The sequence below is a fragment of the Kitasatospora sp. NPDC053057 genome (genome assembly GCF_044546945.1).
In the GTDB taxonomy this organism is placed as follows: domain Bacteria; phylum Actinomycetota; class Actinomycetes; order Streptomycetales; family Streptomycetaceae; genus Kitasatospora.
In genome coordinates, this window is the sequence record NZ_JBITZP010000002.1 from 98321 (window position 1) to 117423 (window position 19103).

At 71.7% G+C, this 19103-nt stretch carries 16 protein-coding genes and 1 pseudogene; 2 read left to right on the forward strand and 15 right to left on the reverse strand.

Annotated features, from left to right (window positions below; translation table 11 throughout):
* Positions 1 to 63: 63 nt before the first annotated feature.
* The 4 genes from ACIG5E_RS03035 to ACIG5E_RS03050 all read right to left on the reverse strand — a co-directional run bounded on the left by ACIG5E_RS03035 (position 64) and on the right by ACIG5E_RS03050 (position 2997).
* Positions 64 to 525 (reverse strand): DUF5615 family PIN-like protein, encoded by a 462-nt coding sequence (locus ACIG5E_RS03035; protein WP_396531112.1) that lies wholly within the window; start codon positions 523 to 525, stop codon positions 64 to 66.
* Entirely contained in the window at positions 522 to 1169 is a 648-nt protein-coding gene (locus ACIG5E_RS03040) for a DUF433 domain-containing protein (protein ID WP_396531113.1), read from the reverse strand. The genes ACIG5E_RS03035 and ACIG5E_RS03040 overlap by 4 nt, the downstream gene beginning before the upstream one ends.
* A gap of 251 nt (positions 1170 to 1420) precedes the next feature.
* The gene (locus ACIG5E_RS03045; RefSeq protein ID WP_396531114.1) at positions 1421 to 2650 is read right to left on the reverse strand and encodes a hypothetical protein; all 1230 of its coding nucleotides are present in this window, start codon (positions 2648 to 2650) and stop codon (positions 1421 to 1423) included.
* 32 nt (positions 2651 to 2682) lie between these two features.
* Positions 2683 to 2997 (reverse strand): hypothetical protein, encoded by a 315-nt coding sequence (locus tag ACIG5E_RS03050; RefSeq protein WP_396531115.1) that lies wholly within the window; start codon positions 2995 to 2997, stop codon positions 2683 to 2685.
* Between the two features lie 80 nt (positions 2998 to 3077).
* On the opposite strand from ACIG5E_RS03050, the gene ACIG5E_RS03055 reads away from it, so the two are divergent.
* On the forward strand, positions 3078 to 3965 hold the full coding sequence (locus ACIG5E_RS03055; RefSeq protein WP_396531117.1) for an LLM class flavin-dependent oxidoreductase: 888 nt from the start codon (positions 3078 to 3080) through the stop codon (positions 3963 to 3965).
* A gap of 18 nt (positions 3966 to 3983) precedes the next feature.
* Here the strand turns inward: ACIG5E_RS03055 and ACIG5E_RS03060 are convergent, their stop codons facing one another.
* Positions 3984 to 4190 (reverse strand): hypothetical protein, encoded by a 207-nt coding sequence (locus ACIG5E_RS03060; protein ID WP_396531118.1) that lies wholly within the window; start codon positions 4188 to 4190, stop codon positions 3984 to 3986.
* 163 nt (positions 4191 to 4353) lie between these two features.
* Between ACIG5E_RS03060 and ACIG5E_RS03065 the strand changes: the two genes are divergently transcribed.
* Positions 4354 to 5202, forward strand: coding sequence for an HAD family hydrolase (locus ACIG5E_RS03065; protein ID WP_396531119.1), 849 nt, complete (start codon positions 4354 to 4356; stop codon positions 5200 to 5202).
* Here ACIG5E_RS03065 and ACIG5E_RS03070 read toward each other — a convergent pair.
* The 10 genes and pseudogenes from ACIG5E_RS03070 to ACIG5E_RS03115 all read right to left on the reverse strand — a co-directional run.
* A pseudogene (locus ACIG5E_RS03070) lies at positions 5199 to 5441 on the reverse strand (phosphate ABC transporter ATP-binding protein); the annotation flags it as partial. The gene ACIG5E_RS03065 and the pseudogene ACIG5E_RS03070 overlap by 4 nt on opposite strands.
* A 124-nt stretch (positions 5442 to 5565) precedes the next feature.
* Entirely contained in the window at positions 5566 to 6024 is a 459-nt protein-coding gene (locus ACIG5E_RS03075; RefSeq protein ID WP_396531120.1) for a hypothetical protein, read from the reverse strand.
* 162 nt (positions 6025 to 6186) lie between these two features.
* Entirely contained in the window at positions 6187 to 7995 is a 1809-nt protein-coding gene (locus tag ACIG5E_RS03080) for a GAF domain-containing protein (RefSeq protein WP_396531121.1), read from the reverse strand.
* Between the two features lie 48 nt (positions 7996 to 8043).
* Positions 8044 to 11634 (reverse strand): thiol reductant ABC exporter subunit CydD, encoded by a 3591-nt coding sequence (cydD, locus tag ACIG5E_RS03085; protein WP_396531122.1) that lies wholly within the window; start codon positions 11632 to 11634, stop codon positions 8044 to 8046.
* Between the two features lie 4 nt (positions 11635 to 11638).
* Positions 11639 to 12667, reverse strand: coding sequence for a cytochrome d ubiquinol oxidase subunit II (gene cydB / locus ACIG5E_RS03090; RefSeq protein ID WP_396531123.1), 1029 nt, complete (start codon positions 12665 to 12667; stop codon positions 11639 to 11641).
* Between the two features lie 37 nt (positions 12668 to 12704).
* Positions 12705 to 14249 carry a cytochrome ubiquinol oxidase subunit I gene (locus tag ACIG5E_RS03095; protein WP_396531124.1) on the reverse strand — a complete coding sequence of 515 codons (1545 nt, stop codon included), beginning with the start codon at positions 14247 to 14249 and terminating at the stop codon, positions 12705 to 12707.
* A gap of 329 nt (positions 14250 to 14578) precedes the next feature.
* On the reverse strand, positions 14579 to 15946 hold the full coding sequence (locus ACIG5E_RS03100; protein WP_396531126.1) for an oxygenase MpaB family protein: 1368 nt from the start codon (positions 15944 to 15946) through the stop codon (positions 14579 to 14581).
* Positions 15939 to 16550, reverse strand: a complete 612-nt coding sequence (locus ACIG5E_RS03105) for a Uma2 family endonuclease (protein WP_396531128.1) — start codon at positions 16548 to 16550, stop codon at positions 15939 to 15941. Before ACIG5E_RS03105 ends, ACIG5E_RS03100 begins: the two co-directional genes overlap by 8 nt.
* Positions 16551 to 16691: 141 nt before the next feature.
* Positions 16692 to 18191 carry a sensor histidine kinase gene (locus ACIG5E_RS03110; protein WP_396531130.1) on the reverse strand — a complete coding sequence of 500 codons (1500 nt, stop codon included), beginning with the start codon at positions 18189 to 18191 and terminating at the stop codon, positions 16692 to 16694.
* Positions 18192 to 18203: 12 nt separating this feature from the next.
* Positions 18204 to 19031 carry a response regulator transcription factor gene (locus ACIG5E_RS03115; RefSeq protein WP_396531131.1) on the reverse strand — a complete coding sequence of 276 codons (828 nt, stop codon included), beginning with the start codon at positions 19029 to 19031 and terminating at the stop codon, positions 18204 to 18206.
* Positions 19032 to 19103: the final 72 nt, after the last annotated feature.

Genomic DNA, 19103 nt, shown 5'->3' on the forward strand with positions numbered 1-19103 from the left:
TGACCTCGCACGACTGCACTCACGCCTGTTCGACGCGGAGCTTGTCCAGAGCAGCCCTGCTCCTCAGGCGCTCCCGGATGTGGGCCAGTGCTTCGGAGGAACCGTGGAGGGATTCACGATCCGCAGGCGACTCTGATGTGACGGGTCGATCGAGGTGAGGGATATCAGAAGTTGGCCCGTTGCGCGTTCGAGTTCGGTCAACGCATGCGGCAGGCCAGCGCAGACGGTGGCGACAGCCGCGCCCAGACCCACGAGACCACCGTGCTTGTGATTGTGGCGGTACTCAATCCTGTGCAGCCCCGATTCGGCAATCGCCGCGACCTCCAGTGGGCGAGCCATCTGCTTGGCGTCGTTGGTGATCACGACCTGGAAGCCGGCCGAGGCGGCCCGTGCATAGAGGTCGATGTCCTTGGTACCTGCCCAACCGACGATCTCTGCCACGTGCTGAAGCTCGTGTTGCTTCAGTAGCAATCGAGCCATATGAGCCAACGGCAAGGGGACGTTCTCGTCGAGCAGGATCCTCAAGAGGTGGCCTGCCGGGGGACCTCGTCCGAGTAGCTGTCGACGTAGTCGGTGAAGTCGGCCGCATCAAGAGCTGCTTCGGGGGTGACGCCGGGGTAGAAGTCCCTGATTGACTCCGGTCGGACGCCGTCCCTCAGAAGAGCCGCGACCTCCGAAGCGGGAATCCGCGTTCCTTCGATCACCGGCTCACCACCCCGAACCAGGGGATCGACGGACAGATGATTCCTGGGACGCAGCAGGTTCGGGATCTGTCGGCCGTTTCGATAGAACGGCCGGAGGACATCGACCATCTCGTGGATGACGACGTTGCCTCGCCTGCGCACAAGATCGACGGCGTGGTCTGGGTCTGCCAGATAGATTGTGCCGTCGCCGGCCACGAGCCGGTAGCTGGACAGATGCTCGCGTTCGTCGAGATCGTCGCGCAAGGTGCCCAGAGCACGGCGGATCTTCTGGAGCGACGCTTCCTCCCGCAGTCTCACGCAGATGCGAAGCGCGACGACATCCCGGAATGAGTAGAGGATCGGCCGGGAGGCGGAGATTTCCGGTACCAGGACGGCGCCACGCGGGCCTGTGGCCCTGCGCCAGTGAGACAGCTGGCGCAGGGTGGCGCCGGACAGCGCGGCTGCGAGCTTCGGCTCGTAAGACACTGCGGCACCTCCCATAGCGCACACGACGGCGTACGGAACCGTACTTCATGGTCTCTTACAGCCGGCACGGCCGCCAGGATTTCACCCGAACGAGGACTCACCAGAGACCGAAGCTCCGCCGATCACCCCCGAGGAGGTCATGGAGGTCTGCCGAAAGCACAGGCGATCACCGAGCTCGCGGAGAAGGCCATGCCGCACATGGGTCGCTACTGATCACCGAAAGCCAGCGTTCACGGTTACGGGTGGCGAGGTCAACGCGAAACACGCCGTGCCCTGGTGAACTTCTGCCGCTGGGCGCCACGAGCGAGTTCGCTGAGGCGATCGCCGATTACGGAGACGCCGGGGCGGGGCTGCTGCGCGTAGTACCAGGACTTGCGCTTGCGCAGCAGCTCCTCGCCGTGCTCGGCCCAGGTGAATCCGGGCTTCCGCAGCAGCTTCCGGAAGACGGTGTCGACGGTCGCCGGGTGGGCGGCGGCCAGGCGGCGGATCGGCAGCGGGGCGATCGACTCCTCGCGCAGGTACACCCGCAGCAGGTCCTGGTGCTGCTTGCGGCCCGCGATGGCCGGGTCGGTGAAGAGGTCCCGCAGCATCCCGTAGTCCGGGTAGAAGTTGAGCCCGTCGACCTCGTCGTAGATGACGCCGACCGTGTCCGATTCCGCGAGTCCTCGCGGTAGTTCGAAGGCCGGGAAGGCCAGACCGGGGAGCCGCCGGCCCCGGATTCGGTCGGGGTGCTCGACAACGGCGGCCTCCTGCCGGTGCCGGTAGTAGGCGTTGAGCCGGTCCTCGACTTCGGCAGGGGGAAGGACCAGTTCGTCGCTGCCGCAGAACTCGATGAACGCGACCCGGTCCTTCCGCATCGCGTGCCATCCCTGCTCGATCTTCTCCGGATTGTGGAAGACCAACGAGGGGTGGCTGGTGGCCAGTTCGAGCGCGGCCCGGGCGATCTCGGTGGCGCTGGACTTCGGGTAGGACGACATCATTCCGGAGATCAGCCATGCCCCGTCGGCCGAGTGGACGGGCACCAGGCTGGTGTGCAGGAATCCCCCCTTGGACACTCCACGGAAGGCCGCCAGCCCGACGTTCGAGTACGTGCGGTACTCCAGGTCGTCGATCAGGTTCAGCAGGACGACGGCGTCCCCGTCCTTGCGCCGGATCTCGAAGATGCCCTCGACCGGGTCACGCCAGCCGAGCAGCATCTCCCGATCGGCCTCGGTCAAGTCCCGTCGTCCGGCGACGAACCGGTCCACCACGGTCGAACCGTCCGGCAGGCGGTACCGCAGGATGAAGTTGTCGATGATCCGGATCGCGGCGCTTTCCTCCAACTGCCGCTCAGGGCCCGCGGCCTCCAGCAGGAGGGGGGTCAACCACCGGTCGAACCGCGCACCCTGGCCGAACTCGACCAGTTCGCCCTTCAGTTCGGCACAGCGCTCGATCAGGCCCCGCAACGACGCCTCGTCCGCGCTCCGTACAACGACACCCATGCGGGCCCTCTCGATCGTTAAGGTTCCGACGCTCACTGCGCCCAGTAGTAGCGGTACGCCTCGACCCACTCCGCTCCGTCCGGCGCCGGGTCCGGCAGCGGAAGGTCCAGCAGCCCGATCGCCTGCCGGAACTCACCGCGGGTGCACAGGGCGACGATCCTTCCGTCCGGTGAGAGGTCGATGCCGCGCACGGTCACCTCGACACCCAGCACCGAGGTGTTGAACGGCACCGCCAGGTTCTCCTCTACGGCGGCGAACAGAGCCGACACCTGCTCGTGCTCGTCGTAGGTGTCGACCGTCGCCTGATCGACCAACGCGGCCAGTTCTCGCCTGCTCAACGTCCCCATGGCACCACGCTAGCTGACCTGCTCGTGCCGACTTGCGGGCGGTCCGAAGCCCCGCTGATTCGCGCGCGTATCGTCGTTGCATGCGCTTGAGTACCGTTATCCTCCCCATCCACCGTTGGGCCGAGGGACAGAAGATCTGGCAGCGGGCCGAGGAACTCGGTTTCCACGCCGCGTACACGTACGACCACCTCTCCTGGCGGTCGTTCCGGGACGAGCCGTGGTTCGGCTCCGTGCCGACCCTGACGGCGGCAGCCACCGCCACCGAGCGCCTGCGGCTCGGAACGCTCGTAACGTCGCCGAACTTCCGGCATCCGGTGACGCTGGCGAAGGAGCTGATCACGCTGGACGACGTGTCCGGCGGGCGGGTCACGCTGGGGATCGGGGCCGGCGGGGTCGGCTTCGACGCGACGGCGATGGGCCAGGAGGCGTGGTCCCCGAAGGAGCGCGCCGACCGCTTCGGCGAGTTCCTGCCCCTGCTGGACGAGCTGCTGCGCAGTGACGCGACGACGCGCGAGGGGACGTACTACTCGGCGGTCGAGGCGCGGAACATCCCCGGCTGCGTGCAGACCCCGCGGGTGCCGTTCTACGTGGCCGCGACCGGCCCGCGCGGGCTGAGGCTCGCGGCCGAGTACGGGCAGGGCTGGGTGACGTACGGGGACCCGCGCGGCCCGGCGGACGTGCCGGTGGAGCAGGCTCCCGCGGTGATCGCCCAGCAGATCGGGAAGCTGACGGCGGCCTGCGAGGCGACCGGGCGGGACGTGGCGACGCTGGAGAAGGTGCTGCTGCAGGGCTCGACGGCGGAGAAGCCGCTGCGGTCGGTGGACGCCTTCGTGGACTGGGCCGGGAAGTACCGGGAGTTGGGGATCACCGAGCTGGTGATCCACTGGCCGGTGCCGGACTCGATCTTCGAGAACGACCTCGCGGTGTTCGAGAGGATCGCCACCGAGGGCCTGGCCCAGCTGGGCTGAGCCCGGCCGGGCCCGCCGTCACGGGTGCGGACGGGTGCGCTGGGCCGGGAGGACCGGGGCCGGGGCCGGGGTGCGGCGGGCGAGCTCGGCGAGGGTGTGGAAGAGGACCTCGCCGAGCAGGACGGGCTCTCGGGAAGCGGTCTGCACGGCCTGGGTGTGCGAGGCCTGGGCGTCCGGGGAGGGGAGGGTCGGGGGCGGCTCGTCACGGAGCTGGCGAGTGGGCATGGCTCTTCCTGCCGACGGGGTGACCGGGAGGAGTCCTGCCCGCCGGGCCGGTACCGACACCCCGGGCGAAGACGGATCGGCCGGAAACGGCGTGCGAAGGGCCGGAACCCGTCCCTACGGTCATCGCGTCGGCGCTGACCGCGCCGGTGACCGGGCGGCGGCGATGGGCGAAGATGGACCGGTGACCGAAGCCCGTACCGCCCCCCGCCTCATCGCCACCGACCTGGACGGCACCCTGCTGTGCTCCGGCGGTACCGTCAGCGATCGCACCGCCGCGGCCCTGGCGGCGGCCGAGGCGGCCGGGGTGCAGGTGGTGTTCGTGACCGGGCGGCCGCCGCGCTGGATGCAGCAGCTGAGCCCGCACATCGGCGGCCACGGGGTGGCGATCTGCTCCAACGGCGGCGCGATCGTGGACGTGCGGCGCGGCGGCGAGCTGATCGAGTACTTCCCGATGCCGACGGCGACCTCGCTGGCCGTGGTGGAGGCGCTGCGGGCCAAGCTGCCCGGCACCGCGTTCGCCTTCGAGTACGCGGACGGCTGGGCCCGCGAGCCCGAGTACGAGGTGCTGATGTGGGGCGACGCCGAGGTCCGCGCGATCGGCCCGGCCGAGCAGCTGCTGGCGGACGGCGGCCCGGTGCGGGGCCTGTTCAAACTGCTGGCCAAGCATCCCGACCTCGACCCGGACACCTTCCTCGCCGAGGCCCGGACGGCGGCCGGGCACCTGGCCGAGATCACCCGCTCCTCGCCGATCCCGCTGCTGGAGATCAGCGCGCCCGGCGTCACCAAGGCCAGCACGCTGGCCCGTTGGTGCGCCGAGCACGGGATCGACCGCAGCGAGGTGGTGGCCTTCGGTGACATGCCGAACGACCTGGAGATGCTGGCCTGGGCGGGCACCGCGTACGCCGTCGCCAACGCGCACCCCCGGGTGCTGGCAGCGGTGGCGCAGCACACGGTGAGCAACGAGGAGGACGGCGTCGCGGCGGTGCTGGAGCAGCTGCTCCGACTGCTCTAGCCGAAGCGGCCGTTGACGTAGTCGGAGGTCCGCTGGTCGCGCGGGCTGCCGAAGATCCGCTCGGTCGGCCCGGCCTCGACGATCCGGCCCGGGGTGTCGTGGGTGGCCAGGAAGAACGCGCAGGTCTGCGAGACGCGCTGGGCCTGCTGCATGTTGTGGGTGACGATCACGATGGTGAGCCGTCCGCGCAGTTCGGCGATGGTCTCCTCGACCCGCCGGGTGGAGGTCGGGTCGAGCGCGAGTTCCTCCTCGCTACGGTACGTCCGCACGCCGACGCCGAGCGGCCGACCGTTGGCGGCGCGCAGCGTCCAGGCCAGACAGCGGTCGGCCGCGGGCACGATCAGCAGCCGCGGTCCGCGCCGCTCAGCGGCCATCGGTGTGTCTCAACGACACTGCTTTCCCGGGCAGTTCACGGGCGGGTACGTCGCGGGCGGGTACGTCGCGGGCGGGTACGTCACGCGGCGGCTGCTTGGCCAGCAGCACCACGAAGCGGCGGAAGGCGTTCTGGCACGTCGCGTACCGCTCGTACGCGCGGCTGGACCGCACTTCCGGCAGGGTGCGCGATCCGGGGATGACCCAGATCCATCCGATCCCGTCACGGACATGGGTGATCCGCGCGGTCAGTTCGGCGGCGCCGAGGCGCAGACCGTCGAAGCCCCGCTCGGCCTCACCTGGCGTCTCGAACAGCGCGGAGGTGATCGCCACCACCCGGCCGTTGGGAGCCTTCAGCTGCCAGCGGTAGCGCCCGTCCGGTGCGCGCTCGGTCCGGAACCCCCCTCGACTTGCCCCTGCTGCGGTGTGACCGCGGCCGGAAGCGTCCACTGCCCCCTCCGTCCAGTGGTTCTGATCAGCACCGTCCCCTCCGAGACGGGAGCCAAGCTATGTGTGCACACCGAACGGCCGAAAGCCCAGAACGTTCACAACTTGCGCCGTTGGTCGGGAAGTTCTCCCTCGTTCAGCTTTCGCCTATCGGTGTAAGAGCTCTTATAGCCGCGCCGTCCAGCGCACCACGGTCCCCTTCCGGTACGGACCGCGCTCGTGCCAGGCGGCCCCGCCGAGCGCCTCCGCCCGCCGGGTCAGGTTGAGCAGCCCGCTGCGCCGCCCGCCCTGCGGGATGCCGACCCCGTCGTCGGTGACGCTGAGCAGCACGCCGGGCCGCCCGCCCCGGTCCAGCGACTCCGGGTCACCACCGACGGGCCGGCCCTCGTCGCCCAGGTGGACGGTGGCGTCGATCTCCACGCCGACCCGGGAGGCCCGCGCGTGCCGGGCCGTGTTGGAGAGCATCTCCCGTAGTGCGGCGAGGAGTTGGCGCCCGGCGTTCTCACCGACCAGGCTCTCGACCGGCCCGACGAAGCTCACCGAGGGCTTGAAGCCGAGCGCCGCCGCGGCCTGGCTGGCCTCGCGCAGGACGCGGGTGCGCAGGGTGTCGGGGGCGTCGCCGTGGTTGTCGTGCTGGAGCGCGTAGATGGTGGTGCGGACCTCCTGGATGGTGGCGTCCAGTTCGTCCACCGCGTTGCCGATGCCGGCCTTCACCTCGGGGACGACGGCCCGGCGGGCCGCGCTCTCCAGCATCATCCCGGTGGCGAACAGCCGTTGGATCACCAGGTCGTGGAGGTCGCGGGCGATCCGGTCGCGGTCCTGGAAGACGGCCAGGCGCTGCTGGTCGCGCTGGCCCTCGGCGAGCCGCAGGGCGAGGGCGGCCTGCGAGGCGAAGGTCTCGGCGAGCTGCTTCTCGGAGTCGGTGAACGGCAGCGCGCCGCGCGGGCGCCAGACGCAGAGCCCGCCGAGCACCCGCCCGCGGGCGACCATCGGCACGGCCATGGACGGGCCGAAGCTGCGGGCGAGCCGCATCACCACGGTGGGGTCGCCGGACATGTCGTCCAGGTAGACGCTGTCCCCCTCCAGCAGCCGGGCGGCGAAGCTGTCCTTGGGCAGCAGCTCGCCGCGGACGAACTCGGCGGCCTCGCCGGAGGCGTGGGCGACCCGCATCTGGCAGTCCCCCTCGCCGACCGGGGCGGTGGGCAGCAGGATCATCCCGAGCGCCGCGTCCGCCAACTCCCGTACCTGCTCGGCCGCGACGGTCAGCGCGCCCTCGGCCTGCTCGGTGGAGAGCAGGGCGGTGGTGACGGCGGCGGCGCCGGCGATCCAGCGCTCGCGGCGGCGCCCCTCCTCGTACAGCCGGGAGTTCTCGATGGCCACGCCGGCGGCCGCGGCGAGCGCGTGCACCACCTGTTCGTCCTCGGGGGTGAAGGCGCCGCCGCCCTTCTTCTCGGTGAGGTAGAGGTTGCCGAAGACCTCGTCGCGGACCCGGATCGGCACGCCCAGGAAGGTCCTCATCTGCGGGTGGTGCGACGGGAAGCCGGAGGAGCGCGGGTCGGCGCCGAGGTCGGTCAGCCGCAGCGGTTCGGGGCGGTCGATGAGCGCGCCGAGGATGCCGCGGCCGGCGGGCAGTTCGCCGATCTCGGCGGCGGTCTCGTCGTCGATGCCGACGTGGATGAAGTCGGCCAGGCCGTGCCCGCCGGGGGCGATCACGCCGAGGGCCGCGTACCGGGCGTCGACGAGTTCGGCGGCGCCGGTGGCGATCCGGTGCAGGGTGGCGTGCAGGTCGAGCCCGGCCCCGATGGAGACCACCGCCTCCAGCAGCCGCTGCATCCGGTCGGTGACCGCGGCGGCGGACTGCAGGCGTTCCGCGACCTCGGTGACCAGGGTGTCCAGCCCGAGCGAGGCGATCTCGGGCACCCGATGGGGTGTCGGCTCGGGGACGGCCTCGGGAAGGTCTGGCGTGGGGTCCATGGAGAAAGCCTAGTTTGTACGGTTTTCAGCCGAAGGTCGGCGCAATGATCACGCGCCCACCGGTTCCAGCAGGCCGTCCGCCTCCCGCTCCCGCCGCCACATCGCGTGCAACCGGCCGTCCGGATCGGCCGCCAGCTCCGACCAGCGGCCGCGCTCGGCGACCCGCCCGCCGTCCAGCACCAGCACCTCGTCCACGGTGCCGTCGTCCAGCCCGGCCAGCCGGTGGGTGATCAGCACGGTGGTGCGGCCCGCGGTGGCGACCAGCAGGTCGGCGGTCAGCGCGTCGGCGGTGGGCAGGTCCAGGTGCTCGGCGGGCTCGTCCAGGACCAGGACGGGGAAGTCGGCGAGCAGCGCCCGGGCGAGCGCGAGGCGCTGGCGCTGGCCGCCGGAGAGGCGGGCGCCGTGCTCGCCGACCATGGTGTCCAGGCCCTCGGGCAGGGTGTCGGTCCAGTCCAGCAGCCGGGCGGCGGCGAGCGCGGCGCGCAGGTCGTCCTCGTCGGCGTCCGGTCGGGCCAGCCGCAGGTTCTCGCGCAGCGAGCTGTCGAAGACGTGGGCGTCCTGGGCGCAGAGGCCGATCACCCGGCGGACGTCCTCGCCCGCGAGCGCGCGGCTGTCCACAGCCTGTGGACGACCGGCGGCGAAGGTGACCGTTCCGGCGGCCGGCTCCAGGAAGCGCAGCAGCGCCTGGGCGAGCGTGGTCTTGCCGGAGCCGGAGGGGCCGACCACGGCGATCCGGCGGCCGGGCGCGAGGTCGAGGTCGACCCCGGCCAGCGCGTCCACGGTCTGCCCGGGGTGCCGTACGGTCAGCCCGCGCACCGCGACGGGCAGCGGCTGCTCGGGCAGCGCAAGGGGCTCGGCGGGCTCGTTCACCGTGGGCTCGGCGGCCAGCACCTCGTCCAGCCGGGCCCGGGCGGCGCGGCTGCGCTGGCGGGCCTGGACGGCGAGCGGCATCCCGGTGACGGCCTCGAAGGCGGCCAGCGGGGTCAGCACCACGACGGCCAGGCAGACCGGCGCGAGCGAGCCGCCGTGCACCCCCTGGATGCCGACGGCCGCCGCGCCCACCACCGTCAGCCCGGTGAGCAGCGCGATCAGCCCGGTGCCGAGCGCGGTGGTGGCGGCCGAGCGGGCGGCGAGCCCGGTCAGCGCGGCGTCGGCGGTGCGGACGGCGGCCAGTCGGCGGGGCAGCGCGCCGGCCACGGTGAGCTCGGCGGTGCCGGTGAAGGCGTCCACCACGGAGGTGGCCAGGTGCCCGCGGGCGGGAGCCTGGCGGCGCTCGGCGCCGGCCGACCAGCCGGCGGCGAGCGCGGGCACCAGCACCCCGGCGAGCAGCAGCCCGAGGCCGAGTACGAGTCCGGCGGCGGGCAGGAAGGCGCCCATCGCGACCGCCGAGGCCAGCGCGACCACGGCCGCGACGGCGGCGGGCAGCCGCCAGCGCAGGTGGTGGTCCTGGATCGCGTCGACGTCGGCGACCAGCCGGGAGAGCAGGTCGCCGCGCCGGAAGGCGGGCAGTCCGGCCGGGGCGAGCGCGGTCAGCCGGCGGTGGACGGCGGCCCGCAGGGTGCCGAGGGTGCGCAGCACGGCGTCGTGGGAGACCAGCCGCTCGGCGTAGCGGAAGACGCTGCGGCCGATGCCGAAGGCCCGGACAGAGGTGACGGCCATCATCAGGTAGAGCACCGGGGGCATCTGGGAGGCCCGGGAGATGAGGTAGCCGGAGGTGGCCATCAGGGCGACGGCGCTGCCGAGGGCGAGCGCGCCGAGCAGGACGGACAGGGCCAGCCGGGGGGCGGCGGGCTCGGTCTCGGGCTCCTCGGGCGCGGCGGGGGCGGGGGTCGGCCGTCCGCTGTGGGCCAGCGGGGTGACCGGCTCAGTGACTCGCCCGCTCGCCTCCGGGCGCTCGGACCCGGCGCCGACGCTCCTCGCTCCGGCACTCCCTCCTTCGTCGGTCGCTTGTCGCTCGTCGCTTTCGGCACCGGCGCGCCCTTCGGCTCGGGGCGGGGCCAGGCGGACCCGCTGGTCCGCGACGGCCAGCAGGGCCGGCCGGTGGGCGACCACCAGCACGGTGCGCGCCGGGTCCTCGGCGAGGGTGCGGACGGCTTCCACGACGGCCGCCTCGGAGGCGCCGTCCAGGTTGGCGGTGGGTTCGTCCAGCAGCACCAGCGGCCGGTCGTCGGCGAGCAGCACCCGGGCGAGCGCGAGGCGCTGGCGCTGCCCGGCGGAGAGTCCGGCGCCGTCCTCCCCCAGTTCGGCGTCCAGGTCGGTGACGAAGTCGAGCGCGTGCGCGGCCCGCAGCGCCGTCCACAGCTGCTCGTCCGGGGCCTCGGGCCGGTAGAGCCGCAGGTTGTCGGCGACCGTCCCGGCGAACAGGTGCGGGTGCTGGGGCACCCAGGCGATCTGGCGCCGCCAGCTGCCGGGCTCCAGCTCGGCGAGGTCGTGGGTGCACCCGTCGGCGGCGGTGATCCGGACGGTGCCGGACTCGGGGGTGGTGAGGCCGAGCAGGACGGCCAGCAGAGTGGACTTGCCGGCCCCGCTGGGGCCGGTCAGGGCGGTGCGGGAGCCCGGGTTCAGGGTCAGCGCGGCGCCGTCCAGCGCGGGCAGGGCGCGCCCCGGGTGCCGTACGGTCAGGCCCTCGGCGGTGATCACGGCGCCGGTGAGGTCGGGCGCCCGGACGGTCCCGGCGGCGGGCAGCGGGGTCTCCAGCACCCGGAAGATCTCGTCGGCGGCGGTGAGCCCCTCGACGCTGGAGTGGTAGAGCGCGCCGACCTGGCGGATCGGGAAGTACACCTCGGGGGCGAGGATCAGGATCAGCAGCCCGGTCTCCAGGTCGAGGGAGCCGTCCACCAGCCGGAAGCCGATGGTGACCGCGACCAGCGCGACCGACAGGGTGGAGAGCAGCTCCAGCGCGAAGGAGGAGATGAACGCGATCCGCAGGGTGCGCAGGGTGGCCCGGCGGTAGTCGGCGGTGATCCGGGCGATGGTGGCGGCCTGGCTGCGGGCCCGGTTGAAGACCTTGAGGGTGGGCAGGCCGGCGACCACGTCGAGGAAGTGGTGGGAGAGCCGGGCCAGGGTGTTCCACTGCCGGTCCATCCGGGACTGGGTGGCCATCCCGATCAGCGCCATGAACAGCGGGATCAGCGGCAGCGTCCCGGCGATGACCGCGGCCGAGGTGACGTCGGCGCCGACGATCCGCAGCAGCACGATCACCGGGACGACCACCGCCAGGGCGAGCTGCGGCAGGTAGCGGGCGAAGTAGTCGTCGAGGGCGTCGATGCCCCGGGTGGCGAGGGTGGTGAGTTCGCCGGTGCGCCGGCCCGCCAGGTAGGACGGGCCGAGCGCGGTGGCGTGGTCGAGCAGCCGGCGCCGCAGGGTGGACTTCACCCGGGCGACGGACCGGTGCGCGGTGAGTTCGGTGAGCCAGCCGACCAGCCCGCGCCCGACGGCGGTGAGCGCCAGCAGCACCAGCGGGGTGGTCAGTTCGCCGAGGGTGGCGCCGCGCTGGAAGGCGCGGACCACGATCTCGGCGATCAGGCTCGCCTGGGCGACCACCAGGGCCGCGCCCGCCCCGCCGAGGAGCACGGATCCGGCGAGGAAGGCACGGGTGGTGCGGGCGTACCCGAGGAGTCGGGGGTCGACGGGCTTCACGGCGTCAGGCCTGGTCGATCGGGGCGGCCGGCTGGTGGCCGGAGGGGATGTGCTGCACCCCGATCCGCTTGCGGAACACCCAGTACGTCCAGCCCTGGTAGAGCAGCACCAGCGGGGTGAACACGGCGGCCACGATGGTCATCAGCTTGAGCGTGTACGGCGAGGAGGCCGCGTTGCCGACGGTCAGGCTCCAGGCCGGGTTGAGCGTGGACGGCATGACGTTCGGGAACAGCGCCAGGAAGAGCATCGCGACCGCGGCCACGATGGTCGCGCCGGAGAGGACGAACGCCCAGCCCTCGCGGCCGAGTTGGTTGGCCACCAGGGCCCCGGCCAGGGCCAGCACGGCGATCACCAGGGCGGCCAGACTGCGGCCGTTGCCGCTGTCCGCCTGGGTCCAGACCAGGAAGGCGACGGCGAGGACGGCGGCCGCCAGGCCCGCCTGGAGGGCGGCCTTGCGGGCACGTTCGCGGATCTCGCCGACGGTCTTGAGGGCCGCGAACACCGCGCCGTGGAAGGTGAACAGGGTGAGCGTCACCAGTCCGCCGAGCAGCGCGTACGGGTTGAGCAGGTCGGCGAGGCCGCCGACGTAGTTCTTCTGCGCGTCGATGTCCACGCCGCGGACGATGTCGGCGAAGGCCACGCCCCACAGGAAGGCCGGCAGGAGGGAGGTCCAGAAGATGGCCTCCTCCCAGTTGCGCTGCCAGCGGGCGCCGTCCCGCTTGGCCCGGTACTCGAAGGCCACGCCGCGGACGATCAGGCAGACCAGGATGGCCAGCAGCGGGATGTAGAAGCCGCTGAAGAGGGTCGCGTACCAGTCCGGGAAGGCGGCGAAGGTGGCGCCGCCGGCGGTCAGCAGCCAGACCTCGTTGCCGTCCCAGACCGGGCCGATGGTGTTGATCAGCACCCGGCGCTCGGCGGTGTTCCTGGCGAGCGGCTTGGTGAGGATGCCGATCCCGAAGTCGAAGCCCTCCAGGAAGAAGTAGCCGATCCACAGGACCGCGATCAGCACGAACCAGACGTCGTGGAGTTGCATGACCCTGGGTCTCCTATCTGTGGGTCAGTTCCGTGGATCAGTAGGCGAAGGCGAGCGGCTTGTCGGCGTCCTCGTCCGCGGACGGGCCGCGCAGCGACGGGTCCTCGGCCGGGGGCCGCTCGGTCACCACCGGGCCGGCCTTGGCGTACTTGACCAGCAGCCGGACCTCGACGACGGCGAGGATCGCGTACAGCGTGGTGAAGGTGACCAGGGCGCCGATCTGGGTGCCGACGCCGACGTTGGGGGACACGGCACTGGCGGTGGTCATCAGGCCGAACACGGCCCAGGGCTGGCGGCCCATCTCGGTGAAGATCCAGCCGAAACTGTTGGCGATCAGCGGGAAACCCATGGTCAGGATGCCGATCCGCCAGCTCCACTTGGTGAGCAGCGGGCTCAACTCCCGCTTCGGGGTGAGCATCAGCCGGGGCACCTCGGTGTCGCCGGTGCGGAACTCGGGGCGCAGCAGGAACTTCCTGCGGGTGGTCCAGAGGCCGATCAGGCCGGCGACGAAGGAGGTCATCCCGAATCCGATCATGAACCGGAAGCCCCAGTAGGTCACGAAGACGCTCGGGATGTAGTCCTTGGGGTTGCCGCCGTGGGCGGCGGCCTCGGCGGCGGCGGTGTCGTTGATGCCGGGGACGGACGAGCTGAAGTCGCTGTGGGCGAGGAAGGACAGTACCCCGGGGACCTCCAGCTCGACCGAGTTGTGGCCCTTGCCGACGTCGCCGACCGCGAAGATCGAGAACGGCGCGGGCGCCTGGGTGTCCCACAGCGCTTCGGCGGCGGCCATCTTCATCGGCTGCTGCTCGAACATGACCTTGCCGAGGGTGTCGCCGCTGAGCGCGGTGCCGGCGCCGAAGACGACCGCGAGCACCAGGCCGAGCCGCAGTGAGGTGCGCATCACGGCGGTCTTCTTGGGGTCGGCGCCTTCGGGCCTGCGCTTGGCCTTCCAGAGGTGGAAGGAGGCGATGCCGACCATGAAGGCGGCGCCGGTGAGGAAGGCGGCGGTCAGGGTGTGGAAGACGACGGTGAGCGTGGTGTCCTGGAACAGCACCTTGGTGATGTCGGTGAGCCGCGCCTTGCCGGTGGCCTTGTCGATCGCGTAGCCGGTGGGGTGCTGCATCCAGGAGTTGGCGGCCAGGATGAAGTAGGAGGAGAGCACGGTGCCCAGCGAGACCATCCAGATGCAGGCGCAGTGCATCTTCTTCGGCAGCTTGTCCCAGCCGAAGATCCACAGGCCGATGAAGGTGGACTCGAAGAAGAAGGCGATCAGCGCCTCCATCGCGAGCGGGGCGCCGAAGACGTCACCGACGAAGCGGGAGTAGTCGGACCAGTTCATGCCGAACTGGAATTCCTGCACGATTCCGGTGACGACGCCCATCGCGATGTTGATGAGGAAGAGCTTTCCCCAGAACTTGGTCGCGTGGAAGTACTTCTCCTTGTTCGTACGCACCCAGGCGGTCTCCAGCCCGGCCACGATCGCGGCCAGGCTGATGGTGAGCGGTACGAAGAGGAAGTGGTAAACGGTGGTGATGCCGAATTGCCATCGCGCGATCGTCTCGTGAGCGATTGCCAGTTCCACGTCGCCCTCTCTCCGCCGGCCCTGGTTCCAGGGCTGTTTCGGACAAACTCCGTCTCTTGCCGTAGACCGTTGCCGGACCACGCAGGCTTGTCCGCTTGTGAACGTGAACACGTTCACAAGCACAGTATCCACCATCCTTACGGGGGAACCACAGGTGGGGTGGTGTTGACATGGCGTGGCGGGGCGTGACGGTGCGCACAGTCTGCGGACCGGCCGGGGCCGGTGGCAACGAACGACCGGGCGCACGGCGCCCCGCTCTTGGCCGAACCGGCGCTTGACAGCGTCACGCCCCGCTCGCTTCGGCGAGCGGGGCGTGCTGGCGCCCGTGGTTACGGGCGGCCGAGGAGTTGCGCCCCCGAGGTGGAGTCGGCGCGGGCGGTGAAGAACTCGGTGAAGCCGCTCAGGAACTCCTCCACCGTGATCCGCCCGTCCCCGTCCGTGTCCAACTGGCGGAAACCGTGCGACAGCTCGGCCGGGTGGACGCGCGGACCGCCGAACACCGCGCGGTACTCGTCGAACTCCAGGAAGCCGCTGCCGTCGGTGTCGGCCGCGACGAAGACCGCCCGCAGCGCGGGCAGCAGCCCCTGCTCCAGGTACGCCTCGTCCCGGTCGAGACCCGCCAGGGTGGCCGCCGTGAACTCCTCCCGGCTGACCTTCCCGTCCCCGTTCGCGTCCATCGCCGCGCGCAGCTGCTCCCACCAACCGTCGAACGCCGCGTACACCCGCGCCTCGGCGGCCTCGTCCAACTCCAGCTGCCAGCACACGTTGTGGGCCATCGCCCGCAGGTCGTGCACGGTGATGAAACCGTCCCCGGTCTGGTCCAGCACCTCCCGGAAGAACCGGTCCACCCGGGAGCCGCGGGCATCCTTGCGCTGCGGACGCAGCCGGCGCGGCGGCCGCTGCTGCTCGTCCGGGGAGCGGTAGCGCATCCGGTCCGGGAGGAGCCGGACGACGGCTCCGGCACCCCGGTGCAGCACCGCGGACAGCAGCGCCCCGCGGCGGGTCCGGACCAGCCCGAGCCGCTCCCGCACCACCGGCGGCAGGTCCGCCACCGTCAGCTCCCGGATCACCCGGGCGACCAGCACCCGGGTGACCCGCCAGCCGGCGTCCCCGAGGAACCAGAGCCTTCGGGGACGGGGCGCCTCGCGCAGGATGTCGTCGAGCAGGTAGCGGGCCGACTCGGTGAACTCCAGCTTCTCGCGGGTGTATCGGGCGAAGTAGGCAGGCAAGTCGGCAGCGTTCTTGGGGAGTTCCGTCTCGGGCAGGTCGAAGGCGGCGATCGCCTCCCTGAACTCCCGGTACGCCAGCTCCAGTTGCCCGCCGTCGTACGGCTCCCCGCCGAGTCGCCGCATGGCTGTCACACACTCGAACAGCGTCAGCAGCACCCACACCCTGGTCGCCGCGTCCCGCGCGTCGTACGGCCGCCCGTCCGGCGTCGTCCCGCGGATCCGCTTGTGCGCCCGGTTCAGCCGCGCGACCTCCCGCCGCAACGCCTCGGCATCCTGGTAGAACAGCCGCCGCCCGCTCCCCAACGTGTGCTCGATCCGCCGCCACGGATGCGCCCGGTACGTGGAGTGCTCCTGCATCCCCGCCCCCACCACCGGGTCAGCGGCCTGCAGTACGAGCAGGCGCCAGGCGACGAGGGCGACCCGCCACTCGGACAGGTCGCGCTTGAAGGAGACGGTCCGGTCAGGCACGGGACTCCCCGGTGATCTCGGGGCCGATCACGAAGCCCTTGGCCGGGCCCTCCGGGATCACGGCCTCCTTGCCGTACGGGATCCGCGCCGAGTACTCGTAGGCGCGGCGCTCGCGGTCCGGTCCGGTGAGGACGGTGACGGTGCCACCGTCGTCGTAGTCGTCGATGATCACGTACACCGGGATACCGGCGCGGGCGTAGGCGCGGTGCTTGAGGACGTGGTCGCGCTTGCGGTTGTCGGCACCGGGCGAGACGGTCTCGACAACCAGCATGACGCTGGAAGCCAGCACGCCCTTGCCGTCGGGGTGCTCGACCTCGGCGATCTCCTTCGGTGCGACGAACACGTCGGGGATCAACACCTTGAGCCCGTCGATGACGTTGCAGTCGTTCCCCGGCCTCCATCCGCTGCCACGCAGATGGAAGAACAGATCCTCCAGGACCCGGTTGTTCACATCGAAATGGCGGCTGTTGCCCGTGGGTGACACCGCGAGGGTCTCCTCGATGATCTCCAGGCGATAGCCCTCAGGCAGATCTGAGGACTTCCACACTTCCCAAAGCACCTGGTCCAGGTTCACGACGGTCACCTCAGTAGCAAGCGCGCTCATGGGGACACCCCTTTTCCCGTCCAGTGTGGTCAGCCTGCGCGATCCCGCACAAGCAACGGCAGCACGGTCACACACGACCGGGGGGCCGAGCGGGTGAACGGCTTCCGGTTCACCCGATCGAGGGGATGGGGGCGGGAGCCGTCAGCGCTGGCGGGGCAGTTCGACCCGGAAGGTGGCTCCGGCGCCCGGTGCGGTGTCCAGGGTGAGGGTGCCGCCGTGGGCGCGGGTGAGGGCGGTGGCGATGGCGAGGCCGAGTCCGCCGCCGCCGCCGTTGTCGCGGCTGCGGGAGGCGTCGACCCGGTAGAAGCGGTCGAAGACCCGCTGGGCCTGCTCCTCGGTGAGGCCGGGCCCGGAGTCGGCGACCTCCAGCAGGCAGACCCCGTCGGCTCCGCCGCCGACGCCGATCCGGACCGGGGTGCCGGGCGGGGTGTGCTTGACGGCGTTGCCGACCAGGTTGGTGACCACCTGTCGCAGCCGGGCCTCGTCGCCGAGGACGGGCGCCGCGCCGGGCGCGCCGGTGCCCGCGGGGCCGGTGAGCGCGACCGGGCGGCTCGGGTCGAGCGCGGTGAGGTCGTGCAGGGCGTCGGCGGCGAGGGTGCGCAGGTCCATCGGGGCGAGGTCGAGCGGGCGTTCCTCGTCGAGCCGGGCGAGCACCAGCAGGTCCTCGACCAGGGCGCCCATCCGGACCGCCTCGCTCTCGATCCGGCTCATGGTCCGGGTGACGTCCGCCTCGGTGGGCAGGGCGCCCATCCGGTACAGCTCGGCGAAGCCGCGGATGCCGGCCAGCGGGGTGCGCAGCTCGTGCGAGGCGTCGGCGACGAAGCGCCGCATCCGGGCCTCGGACTCGGCGCGGGCCGCGAAGGCCGCCTCGATCTGGGTGAGCATGCCGTTGAGCGCGATCGACAGCCGGCCGACCTCGGTGCCCGGGGAGAGCTCCGGCATGCGGTGGGACAGTTCGCCGGCGGCGATCCGTGCGGCGCCGGCCTCGATCCGCCGCAGCGGCCGCAGCCCGGCCCGGACGGCGAAGAAGCCGAGCGCGGTGATCAGCACCAGGACGCCCCCGCCGATGGCCAGGAAGGAGGTGCTCAGCCGGCCGGTGGTGGCGTCGACGTCCTCGCGGGAGACGGCGACCATGACGTAGGTCGGGGTGATGGCCGGCGAGACGTACGCGCCGGTCCCGGGGGGCGGTGTGCGGGGTGGCTGGAGAGGCAGCACCAGCACCCGCCAGCTGTGGTGGCCGCGCTGGTCGGGCAGGTCGAAGGGGGTGTCCGGGGCGGTCTGGGTCGGGTCCAGCCCGGCCAGTTGCGGCGCCGGGTCGCTGTCCGAGAGGGGCTGGCGCAGGGAGCCCTGGACCTTGCCGTCCGAGGACAGCCACTGCACCAGGTACTGGCTGGGCAGGCTGATCCGCCGCCCGGTGACGACCGGCTTCCCGGCGCCCGGCGTGGTCAGCTGGACCGGGGCCTTGCGCGACAGCGGCTGCCCGTAGCGCTGGAGCTGCTCGTCCAGTTGCTCCACCAGCTGGGCCCGTACGGTGCCGAGCACGAAGGTGTCGCTGACCGCGAGCCCGGTGGTGACCAGCGCGAGCGCGAGGACCAGCAGCCGGGCCCGCAGCGACAGCCGGGCGGTGAAGCGGTTGAACACGAGTCGGTCCGGTCAGCCCTGCGGGGGGCGGCGCAGCGCGTAGCCGATGCCGCGCACGGTGTGGATCAGCTTGGGGCCGTGGGCCGGGCCGGAGTCGAGCTTGCGGCGCAGGTAGGAGATGTAGGACTCGACGATGGAGAGGTCGCCGCCGAAGTCGTAGGCCCAGACGTGGTCGAGGATCTGCGCCTTGGACACCACCCGGCCGACGTTGGCCATCAGGTAGTGCAGCAGCTTGAACTCGGTCGGGGAGAGCGCGACGGGGGTGCCGGCGCGGGTGACCTCGTGGGCGATCGGGTCGAGGCTGAGGTCGGCGACCACCAGTCGGCCGTCCTCGGCGGGGCCGCCGGCCCGGCGCAGGATGGCGCGGATCCGGGCGATCAGCTCCTCCAGGCTGAACGGCTTGGTGACGTAGTCGTCCGCGCCCGCGGCCAGGCCCTGCACCTTGTCGCCGACGCCGTCCTTGGCGGTGAGGAACAGCACCGGCAGGTGGTCGCCGGGGTGTCCGTGCGCGGGCCCGGCGATCTGGCCCCGGCTGGTGCGCTCGCGCAGCTTCTCGACGACGGTGAAGCCGTCGAGGTCGGGCAGCATCACGTCGAGGACCACGAGGTCCGGCCGCTCGGCGGCGATCAGCTCCAGCGCTTCGGTCCCGCTCGCGGCGGAGGCCACCCGGAACCCGGAGAACCGCAGCGAGGCGGCGAGCAGCTCGCGGATGTTCGGCTCGTCGTCCACGACGAGGAGGAAGGCCTCGCCCTGGCCCCCGGCCACGGTGGAGCCGCCCGGTGTGGTGACAGTGCCTTGCACGGGGGTTTCGCCTCCCGGTCGGACGATGACGTTCAGCATGAGGCTAGCCCCCGGAGGCTATGCGGCATGGATGAATGTTGGATTAACACCTTAACGGTCGGTTTTTGGGCG

Bases quoted from the DNA above. Each gene is read 5' to 3' on its own strand.
- ACIG5E_RS03045 (WP_396531114.1), bottom strand. From the start codon at position 2,650: ATGGGTGTCGTTGTACGGAGCGCGGACGAGGCGTCGTTGCGGGGCCTG.
- ACIG5E_RS03050 (WP_396531115.1), bottom strand. From the start codon at position 2,997: ATGGGGACGTTGAGCAGGCGAGAACTGGCCGCGTTGGTCGATCAGGCG.
- ACIG5E_RS03055 (WP_396531117.1), top strand. From the start codon at position 3,078: ATGCGCTTGAGTACCGTTATCCTCCCCATCCACCGTTGGGCCGAGGGA.
- ACIG5E_RS03060 (WP_396531118.1), bottom strand. From the start codon at position 4,190: ATGCCCACTCGCCAGCTCCGTGACGAGCCGCCCCCGACCCTCCCCTCC.
- ACIG5E_RS03065 (WP_396531119.1), top strand. From the start codon at position 4,354: ATGGGCGAAGATGGACCGGTGACCGAAGCCCGTACCGCCCCCCGCCTC.
- ACIG5E_RS03080 (WP_396531121.1), bottom strand. From the start codon at position 7,995: ATGGACCCCACGCCAGACCTTCCCGAGGCCGTCCCCGAGCCGACACCC.
- cydB (WP_396531123.1), bottom strand. From the start codon at position 12,667: ATGCAACTCCACGACGTCTGGTTCGTGCTGATCGCGGTCCTGTGGATC.
- ACIG5E_RS03105 (WP_396531128.1), bottom strand. From the start codon at position 16,550: ATGAGCGCGCTTGCTACTGAGGTGACCGTCGTGAACCTGGACCAGGTG.
- ACIG5E_RS03115 (WP_396531131.1), bottom strand. From the start codon at position 19,031: ATGCTGAACGTCATCGTCCGACCGGGAGGCGAAACCCCCGTGCAAGGC.